This is a genomic window from Sphingomonas sp., from assembly GCF_965200135.1.
Taxonomy (GTDB): domain Bacteria; phylum Pseudomonadota; class Alphaproteobacteria; order Sphingomonadales; family Sphingomonadaceae; genus Sphingomonas.
This window is the reverse complement of sequence record NZ_CBDATK010000007.1, coordinates 319208-333961: the sequence shown is the minus strand read 5'-3', so window position 1 is coordinate 333961 and position 14754 is coordinate 319208. Positions and strand designations below refer to the sequence as shown.

At 65.5% G+C, this 14754-nt stretch carries 10 protein-coding genes; 5 read left to right on the top strand and 5 right to left on the bottom strand.

Going from position 1 to position 14754, the window contains the following annotated elements; all coding sequences use genetic code 11:
• Positions 1-66: 66 nt before the first annotated feature.
• Positions 67-528 (top strand): very short patch repair endonuclease, encoded by a 462-nt coding sequence (locus tag ACOFKS_RS09765; protein ID WP_419809051.1) that lies wholly within the window; start codon positions 67-69, stop codon positions 526-528.
• 113 nt (positions 529-641) lie between these two features.
• Here ACOFKS_RS09765 and ACOFKS_RS09760 read toward each other — a convergent pair whose 3' ends face one another.
• The 4 genes from ACOFKS_RS09760 to ACOFKS_RS09745 all read right to left on the bottom strand — a co-directional run bounded on the left by ACOFKS_RS09760 (position 642) and on the right by ACOFKS_RS09745 (position 5879).
• Entirely contained in the window at positions 642-1817 is a 1176-nt protein-coding gene (locus ACOFKS_RS09760; RefSeq protein WP_419809050.1) for a hypothetical protein, read from the bottom strand.
• Positions 1818-2068: 251 nt separating this feature from the next.
• Positions 2069-2965 carry a 3'-5' exonuclease gene (locus ACOFKS_RS09755; RefSeq protein ID WP_419809049.1) on the bottom strand — a complete coding sequence of 299 codons (897 nt, stop codon included), beginning with the start codon at positions 2963-2965 and terminating at the stop codon, positions 2069-2071.
• Positions 2966-3039: 74 nt separating this feature from the next.
• Complete coding sequence (locus ACOFKS_RS09750; RefSeq protein ID WP_419809048.1) at positions 3040-3702, bottom strand: MobA/MobL family protein; 663 nt, start codon at positions 3700-3702, stop codon at positions 3040-3042.
• Positions 3703-3908: 206 nt separating this feature from the next.
• The gene (locus ACOFKS_RS09745; protein ID WP_419809047.1) at positions 3909-5879 is read right to left on the bottom strand and encodes a relaxase/mobilization nuclease domain-containing protein; all 1971 of its coding nucleotides are present in this window, start codon (positions 5877-5879) and stop codon (positions 3909-3911) included.
• A gap of 355 nt (positions 5880-6234) precedes the next feature.
• Between ACOFKS_RS09745 and ACOFKS_RS09740 the strand changes: the two genes are divergently transcribed.
• The 4 genes from ACOFKS_RS09740 to ACOFKS_RS09725 are packed head-to-tail and all read left to right on the top strand — an operon-like array spanning position 6235 to position 9873.
• The gene (locus ACOFKS_RS09740) at positions 6235-6735 is read left to right on the top strand and encodes a hypothetical protein (protein ID WP_419809046.1); all 501 of its coding nucleotides are present in this window, start codon (positions 6235-6237) and stop codon (positions 6733-6735) included.
• A 22-nt stretch (positions 6736-6757) separates the two neighbouring features.
• The gene (locus tag ACOFKS_RS09735; RefSeq protein ID WP_419809045.1) at positions 6758-7606 is read left to right on the top strand and encodes a hypothetical protein; all 849 of its coding nucleotides are present in this window, start codon (positions 6758-6760) and stop codon (positions 7604-7606) included.
• On the top strand, positions 7603-8250 hold the full coding sequence (locus ACOFKS_RS09730; RefSeq protein ID WP_419809044.1) for a hypothetical protein: 648 nt from the start codon (positions 7603-7605) through the stop codon (positions 8248-8250). The genes ACOFKS_RS09735 and ACOFKS_RS09730 overlap by 4 nt, the downstream gene beginning before the upstream one ends.
• Positions 8251-8265: 15 nt before the next feature.
• Positions 8266-9873 carry a hypothetical protein gene (locus ACOFKS_RS09725; RefSeq protein ID WP_419809043.1) on the top strand — a complete coding sequence of 536 codons (1608 nt, stop codon included), beginning with the start codon at positions 8266-8268 and terminating at the stop codon, positions 9871-9873.
• Between the two features lie 158 nt (positions 9874-10031).
• Here the strand turns inward: ACOFKS_RS09725 and ACOFKS_RS09720 are convergent, their stop codons facing one another.
• Positions 10032-14585, bottom strand: a complete 4554-nt coding sequence (locus tag ACOFKS_RS09720; RefSeq protein WP_419809042.1) for a hypothetical protein — start codon at positions 14583-14585, stop codon at positions 10032-10034.
• Between the last annotated feature and the right edge of the window lie 169 nt (positions 14586-14754).

Genomic DNA, 14754 nt, shown 5'->3' with positions numbered 1-14754 from the left:
TGGCCTCCCTCAGATCAATTCCTATATGTCTTCCGGCGGCCCTGACCAGGCCGAAACCGCTGGAGCATGCTGTTGGCCGACATAGTTTCACCGGAAACCCGGTCGCGGATGATGTCAGGCATCCGAGGCCGGAATACCCGGCCCGAACTCGTCGTGAGGTCAGCGCTGCATGCGCGGGGGTTCAGGTTCCGCTTGCACGTCAGTGACCTTCCCGGAAAACCCGATCTGGTGTTTCCGAAACATCGAGCCGTCATTCAGGTACATGGATGTTTCTGGCATCGTCACGGCTGCGCGAAGACAACAACTCCCTCGACCAATGTCGAGTTCTGGGAAACCAAGTTCCGCCAAAACATCGAGCGCGACATGAAGACCGAGGCCAACCTTGAGAAGCTCGGCTGGCGCTTCGCACTTATATGGGAATGCGCGTTGGGTAAAAAGGCAGAGGCGACACTAATCGACCGGGTTGAGGAGTTCTTGCTGGATCCGTCAATCCGACGCTTCGAATGGCCGCCACGCTTGGCGGAATGAATGAACGGTCTCACGCACCGGTGCACTCACGCTCGCGACCGACGCGGGAAGATCCCTAGTCTCGGAAGTCTAGAACAGTCCGAGCGAAACAAACCGCAGTGAGCAGCCTGACATCAATCTCTGGCTGAACGTGGAAGCGACAGACGATTATCGTCGGAAAATAGAAGCAGCAGCTCTACATCATCTGCAACCGCCGCCACAGGTCGATCGACCGCGTAGATCATGGTCCGCGTCGGGAACATCAACCAGACGGAACTGGTCATGGCGCAGAACGTCGCGGCGATATCCGACAGATCCGCGCCACTGGCCCGCAGGAATTCGTAAAAGGCGAGCCGCGCATGGTCTGCGATCAGACCCATGTAGTCGAAGCCTGGCTGGACACCGCGAGCGACAATCATGTCGAGCATAGCGCGTTGTGTATCATACCCCAAGGACGCGCCGGTCAGCCGCCACACCGCATCCTGGACAGCGGTGCCGCAGCCCTTGTGCCATACGGCATGACCGCAAACGGCGAGGCTGCCGTTCAGCCTTACGGTCGTTTCCTGATCAAAATTGAAAAGCGGTCGATCGCGGAGGTCTCGCTTGAGATTGCCGTATCCGGTTTTCGCGGCAGACAACGCGTCCAAGGCGGCGTCGGGGCTCGCGAACCAGAGTACCGGCGGAGGATCGGACCAAGGGCGACAGGCCTTCAAGTGCGCGGCGATCGCCGCGGCGGCGGCGGCGCGATCGGTGGGGTGCGTGGCTAGAATGTCGGCGGCTATGGCCGCGGCGCGGGGTGCGAACCGCTCCACGGCGCCGGAAGGCATGTGCAACGGCGGGACGGGCGCGGGCAGGTCCCATTCGTCGGTATCCCAGACCGTATCATCGAACGGTGCATTCGCGTGGCTGCCGACTATCGCGTCGTCGCCCCACCGATCCGCCATTTCGAGCACGCCGGTTGCACTCATGCGGATCCGAACACCCTCAAGGCTGGTGCCCCAAGGACCGAAGCCAAACACCCCGCCATCACCATCGATGTCAGGATCGCCGATCAACGGGCGGAACCGCGCGGCGGAAAGCGGAACGCTCTCTTGCGATTTGTCGAAAGGGTCCGGCCGGCGATAAACGCGCCGGCTCCGACGCACTTTCAAATCTGCCAGGAATGCGAGGATCGCCTCGCGATTGGCGTGGTCGTTACGGGCGGGGACACCACGTAGGTCTTCAGGACGCTCAGCGGGTGGCCCGAACCAGGCGATTGCCGCCCGGAGCGCGGGATGCCCGCGGATCGTTCTCGAACGAGAGCGTGTCACGTAGTCACCGGCCCTCGCATCTCATTCGCGCTTCTGGGATAGAAGCGCGACATCCCCCGCAGCGACCAGTCCTTATTGTACCAAGCCCGACAAAGGTCGCCAATCAGGAACCGAAATGTCTCGGGTGCATATTCTAAGCAGGTATGTCCGTGCTCGGAAGATAGCAAGAAAGCACATCCCGAGTACCTCGCTCCTGGTCCGGCAGTTTGCCAACAGATGCGATGGTATGAGTATCGCCGTTGATGCGGCGATTATCGATGACGCACGAACCAATCGATTCGCTCGGTAAGTGGTCGAATCGAGCCGGCCAGGCCCTTCAACCAACTGTGCTCGTTGGCGATCCGCTCGGGGTCGCCCTCTATCCACCAGGCTCTGCGTTCGGGCGACCAGCGGTAGCCGGCGGCCTTCAGCATATCCTTGCATTCGAACGGGGCACGGGTCGCATAGAGCCGCTCGCTTTGTCGCCGCGCCGTCTCGACCATCTGCGCCGCGATCGCGCGGCCATCAGGCGCGGTGGAGGCGAGCAGACACGTCGTCGCCCAGACATCAGCGGCGGCGCGATGCGCGTCGGGCAGAAAAAAGCCGGCTTCTGTCAATAGAGCGTTGATGCCGCGACCGCCGGTAAAGCCCAGAGCCGGCCAGTCGACCTCGTCCATCGAACAAATCCAAGGCGGGCTGGAGAGCGCCGGGAAGCGCTTGGTTGCGAAACCGCGGTCGAATTTAGCGTTGTGCGCAACCACAGCTGTGATGCCCGCCATAGCTTTCATGATTGCGGCTTCCGGAAACCATTTCCCAATCAGCATTTCGGACGTGATGTGGGTCAGCCGCTCGATCTCGATCGGCAGATCCTCGGCCGGATCCTCGAGCCACGACTGCGGCGGGGTCACGTCGATCACGTCGCCCATCTCGGCGTCGATCGTCAGCATGCCGACCGCGAACTCGATCATCTTGTTGCGTTTGGGATCGAGTCCGGTGGTTTCGCAGTCGACGATCGCAAGTCGGATCTCGTTGTTCGAGACGGGCATGGACCGGCACCACATTTCATCGGGCCGCGGCAGACGGCGCAGTACGCGATAATCGTCGAGCTGCTCGATCCGGCGTGCCATACGCTCGCCACGGCGGCTAGGATTGAGATGATAGAAAGACATAGGCTGTTCCTGGAAAAGCGAACGCCCGCCGCTCGGGGGAGCGACGGGCGTTTGGGATGAGTCTGGGGTTTGGGTCAGGCGGCGATCGCGGGTCGCAGCCCGATCAGGCGGAGCCAGTCATCCTCTGCGGTGCGAATCTGGTCGGCGTTGGCGAGCCATTGCCACTGACGCGACCCGAACCGGCCGGTCGGACGCCAGAACCTTGCCGTGGCGAGCAGGTGAACGTGTGGCGGAGCCGGCGGCTTGTCACCGCTACCCTTGGGCGCGTGGATAGACCAATCGACGATCATGCCCTTGTCGACCAGATGGTCGAACGCATACTTCTCGACCAGCCAAGTCCAGCGCGCGGGGTCGGCGCCGGTCGGCAGGTCGGCGACGATGTGGGTTGCCGAGATAGCGCGCGGTCCTTCGAGCGCCGCCGCATCATCGGCTTCGCGCCACAGCGTATCGCCCGAACGCAGCCGCGGCGGCAGCCTCTGCGGATGGCACCGTCCGCTGGCGACCAGATCGCCGCGCATGACGTAACTGTCGGGCACGGCGCCGAACCGGTCGCTTCCGCTGATCCGGTTCATGTAAAGATACGAGGCGGTCGAGGTGTAGTGCGTGGCATACGGTCCTTCTGTTGACCGGCTCTCGCGCCCGGCGGCACAGACCGGCCGTGCGTTGAACGGCGGACGCACGCGCAGGACACTCGGTCCCGCCTCGCGGGCGCGAGGCATGGTGGCGATATTGGACATGTTCATTCCTTCAGGCTGAGATCGCGCGTCGCCATTGCGACGCGCGGAGCCGTCAGGGACGGGTCAATGCTATCTGCATTTTTCCCATCACCTTCTGGCTCACTTCAACCTGCTCTCCACTCTGATCCTGAGCGCCGGCCGGTGCGGATGCGCTTTTCCACGCTGGAAACATGCGGGGCGCGACGACGAGGTAAGCCAGTCGCGCCTCAGCCGATCTCGGAGTCACGCGATGGCGTTGGCCTTTGCCAGACTGCGTCAGAACTGCGGGCGGAAACTGGAAGCGCTTCCGGCTGTGATGTCGGGATTGCCGAGTGGTGCGGCACATCGCGCAGCGTTGCTTCGCGGTTCGATGGCGCTGCCATATAATCCTCAGGAGTGGCGCGATTGTAAGCACGCGCCCAAGCCCTCTGCCGCGATACGGCGTCAGTCCGATCGAGGTCGTGACGGTCGAGCGCGCGCTGGCGGACAACTTGCCGAGGCGGTTGCCCTCGTTGCGCCCGCCGCCGCGCTTCGGCGACAGTTATCGTCTCGATCGCGATACCGAGCCGCTCGGCAACCGCTGCACATTGCGCGAGATATACAGCATCCCCGAAAACCGCTGCGCTCCCGAACCGCGCCTGAGCGAGCGTCAGGGCAGCTTCGACGGCTCGATCAGAGGTGTCGTTGACCCAGATAATGGCGCCGGCATCGACCAGCGCCGGTTGCCCGGCGCGCGCCCGATCGCTCCGCGCCCAGTAACGCACCATATATCCGCTGTGCTCCGCGTCGAACCCGGCGAGCACCGTCGCCGCTGAGAACGTGCGATCGCCATGCCACGGTGCAGAGACACCGCTCTCGACCGCACCGATCGCCGCCAGATCGACCATGTCGAGATCGTCCAATCCAGCCGCGGCATGGCGGAGTGCACGAACGGCAGCGATACGCGCATCGAATGCCGCACCCAGCGATGCAAGGGCATCGGCACCGATCCGCGGCCAAGCGGCGGCGATGTCACGGTGCAGGCGCGGATCGCCGTCGAACCCGGCAAGATCATTGCGATGGGCAGCGATGTCGGCGCGCATTTCGGCTAGCGTCGCATCGCGCGCGGCGAAAAGCGCCGCTATGCGCTGGTCGATCTGCACCGAGATGGCCTGCTCCCGCTCACGCCGTCCCAGCCAGTCGGCGGCTTTGCCTTGGTCGAGGATGCGCGGTTCGTACGGCGCGAGTTCAATACCTTTCGGCGGGACGTAAGGTCCGAGCCGGTCCGGCTTGACCAGCTGCGTCCAGCTGTGCCGCCGATCGACGTTGCTTAGTTTGACATGTTCGGCACCGGCGTAGAGTTCGCCGCCGTTGACCGACTGTCGGACACCCAACCCGATCGCAGCCAGATCGCGGTGTAGCTTCGGCCACGACATCGCGTCGTCGAGGATCGGCCCAGCGACTTCCTGCGCGAACCGGGTGAACGACGCGAATCCGGATCGCTCCTCGAAGGCCAAAATCTCCTGCCGCAGCGGCGCGCGCTTGCGTGCCCGCGGCGAGCCGTCCTGCTCAACCGGTGCGGGCTTGCGAACCACGTGCCCCTCGCTAATCTCGTAACGTCCGCTCGCCTCCGGCTGAAGCTGCTGGGCGTGCTCTATGCGGGCGATCGCGCGCTGCATCGCTTCCTTGTAGTTGGCCCTGCCGTCCGCCCCTTGCCCGAACGGCAGGGCCGCCCCAGTTTCGGGATCGACGGTCACGAACAGCGCGTGGATGTGAACGTTAGCGGTGTCGGCATGCGCCGCCCACAGGATCGCCGCCGCCTCGCAGCCGAGCTCGTGCGCCAGCAGGGCAATGGCGTCATGGCATTGCTGCACGTCGGGCTGCTCGCCCGCGCGGTAAGACAGGACCACATGGCGGGCAGGCTTCTTGACCCGGCTGCTGCGCCGCGCGAGCCGGCGCTCCATCTCGGCCAGGCCATCGTCCCAGCCGGCTTGCTCGCCACCGATCAACGCGCCCCGACAGAGCACGCGTTCGCGTGAGATTGCATTCCGCTCCCGCTCGCGCGTCATGTAGGCCGACAGCGTCAGGCCGTAGTCGAGCCCCGCCGCGTCCGGCTGCAGCCGGCGCGGATCGGCATCGGCCATGTAGCTGGCAAGGGTGCGTGCATAGCGCAGCGCCCCCTTCGCTCCTTCCTTGCGGTCGACCAGCTTGATGATCATGCCTGATGATATCGGCATCGCGCGGGCATAAGCCAAGCGATGCGCCAACCTTACCCGGCAACGCCGGGACCACGGTTGCGAGACCTGCGTCAGCAGGCGGAGCGACCGTCCGACCCCGGGTCCGCGCGCCGTCTCGAACCCGCATCCTGTGTGAAAAATCCTCCCTTCCCGTGGCAAGCTGCGGCGTAACCCCGCGTGGAGTGGCGTGGCGTGGCAAGCGGCAAAGCTCAGCGGAGCGGAGCGGAGCGCGGCACCCGGCAAAGCGACGCGCGGCAGAACGAACTTCCGGAATGTCCCAATCAAAAATCTGCCGGATGCGGATGGCGACTTCCTGTCACTGACAGGAGCGAAGCCAATGCCCAGAAAGATGTTCGACGGCGAGAAGCTGATCGCCGACGTAGCCCGGCTCGGTGTCATCGACCGGCAGTCGCCGCCGCAGGCCCGCCCGTCGCTCATGGATGCCGTGCGCGAATTCGCGGGTTTCATTGATGCGCGCACGCGGCTCGGCTGGACCGATGCAATGATCGCGGCCCTCCTGACCGCGGCAGGCTATGAGATCAACGCCGCGACCCTGCGCTCGTATCGCAAGCGCTTGCGCGACGAGGGGCTGATCACCGCGAACCAGCCTTTGCGGCGCGATGCCCGGGCCTCGTCCCCGCCCTCAGTAAGCCCCCTCCCGGCCGCCGCGCCGACGCCGGTCGTCACGGCCGAAGCGCCAGCGCGTGGAATGTCAGCGGACGAACCGCCGGCCGCGGGTCCGGCCCCGGTCGGATCACCCCGCCCGCCGCCATCGCCGCCCGCCGGCCGCCGCAGTTTCGCGGTCGATCGATCCAGCCTCCCGCCCGACCGGGCGTGACCATCACCCAAAGGAAAGCAACATGAACAACAATAGCCACGCGGCGCCGAGTCGCACCACGATCCTCAGCATCAAGAACAAGGGCGGTGTCGGCGGTAGCCATATCGCCATGGCGACCGCGACCGTCATGCGCATGGTCGGCGCCCGCCACTTCACCACCGCGCTGATCGATCTCGACGGCAGCACGGGAACGTCGATCAACCGGATCGGCGAGCGCGACCCCGATGGCATGATCCTCGCCGACCAGACATTCGAAGCCGGCGTGCCCGCCTTCAACGTGCTCAGGAAGGAAGAACGCGACAAGCTGTTCGACATCACCGAGATCGAGGACCGGTTCCTGATCCTCGACGGCCCTGCGACCTCGCTCGACACGTTCGGCGCGCTGACCGAGAATCTGGCGGCGCCGGAATGGGTCGAGCACAACCGGGCCTGCGGACGCAGCTTGATCGTCATGATCCCGATCACGCCGAGCCTCTCGTCAATCGTCGATGTCCCCAAGGCGATCGAGCTGTTCGGCCCCGACGCTCATTACGTCGTCGTGCGCAGCATGCGGGGCTGTTCGCCGGACGATTATGTCCTGTGGGACGCACCGGATTTCCCGGACAGGTACGGCCGCGTGGTCAGCGGCCGCTCGAAGGCGAGGCTCGCGGAGGTCGGCGGCGTCGTGCTCGATATGCCCGCGCTCAATGCCGGGGTGCTCGCTCGCGCGGAAGCGTTGAAGATCACCTTCGACGAGGCGGTCGGCTCGACGCAGCTGCGCGCGGCGGAACGGATTTCGGTGCGCAACTGGCTGGCGGCGTGGGCGCAGCAGCTGCGCGGCATCCACGGCCTGCTCGGCCTCGACGCCGAGTTCGCGTGGAGGTTCGCGTGACGGCGGGCGGCACCGGCGGCGCCGAAAAGACCGCCGAGGAACTGCTGGCGCAGCTGCTCAACGAAAAGGAGCGGCTCGCCGTCCTCAAATACTCGCGCGATAAAGACATGGAGAGCGACGACGCGGTCTATTTCCTGGTCGCGCTGCTCAAGATGTTCGCCCACGCCTATGATCAGATGCTCGCGGTCGTCGCGGCCGGCGATCGGGGCCGCAACGACTTCGAGCAGTCGTTGCGGGTCGCCAAGGCTCAGATCGACAGCGCGCTGGCACGCTGGAAGTCGCTGATCGGGACGGTCGTGCAGGAGGCGACCGACCAGATCTCCTTCCACACCGGCGAAATCAGGTCGGCCGCCGGCGAGCTGAAGATCCTGCGCGAGCAGATGGCAGTGATCGTCAAGGACGCCAGGGAAGCGTTCGCTGCCTACGAGCGGCTGGGCCGCGGGGTGAAGCAGCCTGTCCTCTCCAAGCTGTTCCACGATCGCATGATCCAGGCGCTCGATCAGCGCGTCCCGGTGTACGACCAGACCTTCCGCGCGCTCATGCTCGACACCATATCGCTGGGGATGGGACGCTACTTCCTTATTATTCAGATCGAACTGGTCGCGATGGCCGCGCTGCTCGCGGCGATCTTCAAGTTTGGCTGAGAAGCGGGCGAGCCGGTGACCAGCATCGTCGTAACCGAGATCAAGGGGTCGATCCTACGTCACCGCCTGTTCGACCGGCTGGCCGGTCGCCGCGACATCGTCGCTCCTGAAGAGCTGGCACCATCGGTCATCCGCCACCTCTTGCGCTTCCTGGTGGCCGGCCTCGACGACGGTCGCTCACCGGGCAGCGGCGGCTGGCCTGTCTTCACCGGCGGACGGTACGCAAAGCTGTGCTTTTCGCCCGTGATCGATCCGGCCGAGTTTTCCGAGGCTACGGTACCATACCGCCTGCCGGTCTCAGAGCTCGACTATGTCAGTTACGTCGGCAGTATCATTGGCATCGGCGCGGCCCATGCCGACGAGCTCGCCCGCATCTTCCGGTTCGATCCCGCCGAGCTGTTCCACCTGTGCCGGTCGATCCGCGCGGATCGTCCGGAGGTGTGGCGGTTGCTGCTGAGCAACGAATTTCAGCTGGCGCGACAGCGTTGCTCGCTACTTGACGATATCCCGAACGGGTCACAATTCCGGTTCCCGCTGGTCGATGCCTTCCGGATCATCGCCGACTTCGAGCGTGCCAGTCTCATCATGCGCCACATGGCCCGGGCACGATCGATCATCGACCGCCCGCGCTTCCTCGACGCGCTGACCTCGTCGCTGCCGCTCAGCACATGGTTCAAGCCCGCCGCGTTGATCGAGGTCTATCGCTGGATCGAATATATCACGTTCTCGTCCGCCGCGATGACGGACCTGCTGTTCGATCGCGACCCGAAAGCGGTCGGAGCTTTGCCGGCGGGTTATGCGCCTTGGGCCTTCGCGCGCGGCGAGCTGCCGAGCGCCGCCGCCTCGTTCCATGACGATCCCGAAGTGCGGAAGGCGTTGGTTCAGGCCTTTACGCGACCCGCCATCAACGGCGAACGACGCAAGTCCGTGCTCCGCAACGACGAGGCGGTGCGGTGGTATGGCCTGACCAGCGAGGTTCTGCCGATCGTCGCGCTGGACGACGCCCGCACTCGGTTCCCGACCCGCCGTGGCAGGAGATACGGCGGCAGCAAGCCACGCGCGAAGATCGGCGAGAGTTCACGGATCGTACTGGCACAACTTGGGTCGGCCATGCGGACGCACGCCGATCCCGCCATGCAACGCCGCATCGTCGGCGCCGCCGAAGACTATCTGGAGGGATCGAAGGCGAACGCGAGCAAGGACGCGACCCTCGAGGCAAACACTAGGCTGGGGCTAAAACTGGCGTTCGACTATCTTCCCGCGCCGAAGAAGCCGGGCAGCGCCGCCCGCTTCGATCCAATGGTCTGGAATCATCCGAAGCGCGACGCAGACCTCTGGCACGCCCTGATCGATCCGCGTCGCGCGAGGTCGCTGTCCAGCTTCCATCCCCGTCGGGGGCAGCTAGTGAAGGCGATGATGGTCATGCGTCGTGCCTTCACGCCGGCGTTTGCCAAGCTGAAATTGTCGCCGGACGTCGAGCGGGTCGTGTGCGACATGGCGTTCGCACTGAGCCCGATCAGTGTCGATCCGCATATCGCCTTCGCGATCCACGCACTCGGACAACGTCCGAGCCTTCGACGGCGAAAGGGTCGAATGATACAGCGGCGGGGTTATGGCCGTTGAGCGTCGGGGACTAATCCGGCTGATCGAGCATAGGCACGGGTAAGCGGCCGCTTCGCGCCTTAGTTTCGGTCATTCAGGCTGACCCGCCGCAGGCCCGAAACCTGCCGTTTGCTTACCCCGTCCCTCTCCACCTGAAAAAGCTGACCAAAGGAGCGCCCCTAGTCGTTGTTCGACCAGTGCACATGCTTCTCCGTGTTGCCCTCGAACCAAAGCAATCCATTGTAGCGCAGGCGGATGTCTGGATGTCGCTTCTTCTTGAGCGTCGTCGCGCGGCGTTCGCCGATCACTGTCCAGATCGGCTCGAGGCCGTTCCTCCGCAACAAGTCCAGGAACGGGTCTCGGCGGACAAGGACGAAACTGCCCCGGTCGCCGCCACTGGCACTCCCCGTGACGATCGTCGGCAATCCCGCCGCATCGAGGAAGACGCCGAGGTTATTCGTGTCCGCCGTCAGTCCCAGACCACGGATCAGCCAGGGTATCGGCACGTGACGGGAGAACCCGTTGGGGAGGCTCCCGTCGAGATGGCTCTCCCAGACGAAGTCCGCGGTCGGCCGTATGACCCTGTAGCTGCGGGACTTCCCGATCAAGCGAGCATCGAGTGTCGTCCATGGTTCATCACGCCACGTGTCGCGTCGCGCCAGCTCGCCGACATAGGGGCCGTCGGTCGTTTGGTGCGGCAGCCATTCGTGGAAGTCGTAAGCGTCGGCGACGGCATCTTCGATCAGGCGCGCCTTGTCGTCGGGAGACAGGAGGATGGCGGCGAGGAAGTGGAAGTCGCTCTGGAGCCACGGCGCATCGAGATGCCGGTCCTCGCGTTCGGCGTCGATGTCGTGTCCGGCATAGCGGTACAGCGTGAGCCAACCCGGCTCGCCTACGTCGGGGCAGGTTGCCAGGGCGAGACGGCTGCCGGGCAGGTCCGGATCCGCCACCCAATTGGCTCTCCGCTCGACCGGAAGCGGCTCGCAGACGAGTGGCGGGACCCGCGGCAGGTCGGCCCGCACCGTCGTCTCCTGGTCGGCAGGCATGATCGACGGTTCGAGGTCACGGGTGAACTCGACGTCGAGCGGATTGTCGTACACCGCGGCCCCGCTTCCCCATTGCGGCTTCATCCAGAAGTTGTCGGCTAGGCGGGCCAGCAGTTCCAACATCGCGATCCGCTGATACTTCTTGCCGATCCGCTCGATGCGGCCGCCCCGTTCGCTTCTTCCGGAAAGATATCGGTCGCCGGGGAAGCGATCCGCCGCCCAGCCTAGCGAAAGCGCCCGGTTGGCCACCCAGACCTTGCACTTCTCGGCGTCGAACTCAGCGCCCTTGCCCTTACCGGGTATGATCCACTCGTGGCCGCCGCTACCCGTCACCCAGGCGTTCGCCTCGATCGCGTAGCGCTTGCGCTGCGTCGGCGTCAGGAGCGCCAGGAGCGTGGCGGTCGCACTGACGATCCGGCGGCGGTCGGCCGGAGGGACGATCACCTTGAAGGTGTCGCGGTCGAAGCTGACGCGCCTTTCTGCGTAGGCGGTGCGGAGATCAGAGAACGCGCTCTCGATGTCGGTGCGGCCGGCGACGACTTCCTTGAAGAACGCCTCCCCGCTTTCGTCCGCCGTGATCGGACGCGGCCCGGACAGGCGGGCTTCCGAGAAGCGGTGAACGCGTCCCTCCAATACGTAGCGCCCGAAATCGGCAATACCGTCGTAGCAGGAATTCAGGATGGAATGTGCGCCGGCCCGCTCGCCGCGGGCGTCGACACGAGCCTTCGTGACGCTGAAGCTGGGTGCCGTCGAGCCGTAAGGGGGGCGGCAGCGTGCGAGATCGACGGTTGTGTCGCACGAGCCCGCCGACACGGCCAGTTCGATGGTCCCGCGTGCGTAGTCCCTCGCAAGCAGGTGAACCGGGGCGCCGACCTCGAAGCAGTTCCTCCAGGCGACGCTCGCGAACATGCCTAAGGTGGTGGGTTCCAGAGTCCTCAGCGCCGCGCCATAAAGCGCGGCGTAAAGCCGTTCCACGACGTAAGGATCGTCGCAGCCGATGAAGCGCTCGAACAGCGGCGCGGCGAGCGCGGGGCGGGTCGCGAGGATCGACAGCATCCCCTTCGACGCCGTGTCGCGGATGCGGGCGCTCGTGCTGGCACAGCTCCAGGCGAGGGTCGCGAGCGCGAGGCCCAGGGTCGCGTCCGAGGCATGCGCGACGCCCGAGTTCAGGCTCCAGTCCGTGAGGCGGACGAGCGGGTGACCCGGGTCGTCATGCGCGGCGTTGATCGCGACCGTCCAGAAGGCGTCGCGCCCGGCGAGGTTCCGCGAGATCAGGTTGCGGTGGAGCAGTTCGACGTTCCAGGGATGGTCTTCGACGACCGCCAGTTCAACCAACAGCGCGGTGATGTCATCGTCGCTTCGGCTGAGACGGTTGAGCAGCTCGAGCGTCCTGTCGGAGAAGGCGGTGGGCGAACGCCAGCGGATGCTGTCGACGAACGCGTCCTCGACCGGCCACCTGTCCCACCAGGCGTCGAAGCCGCCCGGCAGTTCGTCGACCAGTTCCACGCCGTAGCGGTCGGCAAAATGCAGGCAGAGCGCGTAGAACAGCCCGCTCCACTCGTGGGCAACGCCATATCTGGCGAGCAGGAATGCGAGCTTCCCGCCGGGATCGAATAGGCCGGCGGGGGATGAAGCGCCCTCGAGCAGCGCCCGCGCGACGAGATGGTCGCCGAAGCGCTGGAAGGAGAAGCGGACCACGTCGATCGGGACCGCGAGCGGATCCTTGGGATCGGTGTCCGGGTCAGGGTCGTATCTGAGCAGTCCCCGGAACCGCAGGGTCTCGAGCCAAGTCTTGCTCGCGGGAGGGGCGAACCCCTCGAACGCCTGCTCGACGATCCGGTGCGCGTCGCCGCGCGGGACGCTGTCCCGCCTCGCGTCCGCCATCGACGTCGCGAGTGCCAGCACGGCCGAACGCAGTGGTCCGACGAGCAAGTCGCCACCATCGTAGCTCGTGCCGAGATGGCGCCCGGTCGACGTCAGGAAGAAGTTCAGCACCTCGCTGGTGCCGCGCATGCCGCGGGGGAACGCGGTGCGCCCTTCCGCCTTTAGCGCGAGGCAGGTCGTCCGCAGGAATAGCGGGTTGGAGAACTCCGGATTTAGCCAGGGCGTGGCAGGGCGCACGATGCCGCGCTTGTCCATGTAGACCCGCGCGGCCCGCTCGATGTCGGCGGGGGTCTCGAAGCCCGTGATCTCGACCAACGTCGCCATCTGGGCGACCGCGGGCACTATCAGGTGATCCAGGTATTCGCGTCGGCAGGACACGCAGAGGGCGAGGTTTGGGAAGGCCAGCACCCGCCGGGCGAACCCTTGAAGCGTGTTCCTCCAGAGTTCGGCACCTGCGCCCTCGTTGAGCGCGTCGATCGCGACGAGGCCCCGTATCCCCTCGGCCTCGGCCCGGGCCGACAGCGCACCCAGCATCTTGTCGAAGGTGGACTGGCCCCATTCGAAGTGCGCCAGTGTCTGGTTCTCGGGCGTGCCGTGGGTGGTGAAGTCCGTCCCGATCATGAATAGGGCCGGGGCTCCACTTGCCAGCGCGCGTTCGATCTCGGAGGCGATGAGGTGCGACTTGCCCGAGCCGGCTCTCCCGTCGAGCAGGGCGAAGCGCGACGCGTCGGCGCGGCAGGCGCTGGAGGCAAGCAGCTGCAGGACGTCGCCGGCCGCGTCCTGCAGTTTTCGTAACCCGTCGATGTGGTAGTCGAGGAAGGCGCGGTCATTGCCCTCCTCGATTGGTATCGGCGTCGTCCCATCGGGCGGGTCGGCCCTTGCCTTATCCTTGGCCTTGCGCTGGAGGTCCCCGCCGGCCTGGATCGACTCGAACAGCAGCTTTCGAAGTTCGAGCGCGGTGCTCTCCCAGCCGGCGTATGCCGCCGCATCGCGCGGTCCGGGCAGTTGCGCCATGCTGTCGATCAGCCTCGTGGCCAGCGTGTCGATCGTATCCAACCGCGCGCCGTCCGCGCTGCCTAGTTGGGTCGGCCGACGGCCGAGGCGTCGTGTTTCGACGAGCGTGGTGCGCGTCGTCGCGATGGCTTGGCCGAGGGCGGCGTTGTGCAGCAGGCCGTCGAAGACCGACCGCGTCGAGACGTCGACGTGGTCCTCGGGGTGATACCGTTCCTCCAACGCGTCGACCGTTCGTTGGCATTCCGCCGCGAGGCGCTCCCGCGTCAGTTCGATCGCACCGAACCAGTATTCGGAGAGCCCGATCGCCTCCGGTCTGGTGAGCAGCTCCTCCAGGTCGGGTGCCGTCCATGGGATGAACTCGACGGTCCGCCCGAGGGCTGCCGCGTTGGCGATCCACTTGGCCTTGTGCGTGTCCCACTCGCTCCAGCCGTTGGCGGTTGGCGCGCCCGCCCTGGTCCGCCGCTTCGTCGGACCGGTGAGTGAGCAGGCGATGGCGAGGTGCATCGTCGTCATCGCCGGGTGGGTCGAAAGCGCGGTGTCGACCGAGTTGTCGATCGCGCCCCAGTCGATGCCGGCGCAGGTGACGTAGTATTTGGCCTGGTATCCGACCTCGTCGCCGGTCGTCAGCAGCCAGACGGCTTCGACCCCGCCGTCGCCGCCCGCGCCGTGGATCCTTCGGAATTCGGCGCTTCCGGTCGGCGGCAGTCGCCTGGCGACCTGACACACGAGTTCCTCGAAGGTCTCGCGCTGGCCAGCGACGCCGGCGATGATCCGGGTGAAATCAAGCATTCCGTGAAACCTGGTGGACGTGTCCGCAAATCGTTGTCGCGATCTTCATCGGCACACTGAAGTCGCTTTGTGGCGCCTTGTCGACAACCGCCATGACTGCTCACGGGCTTTTCGCCGGAAGACGTGTGCTGCTTGTTAGCGAAAGCGCAGCTTTTCTTCCCGCCCGTCG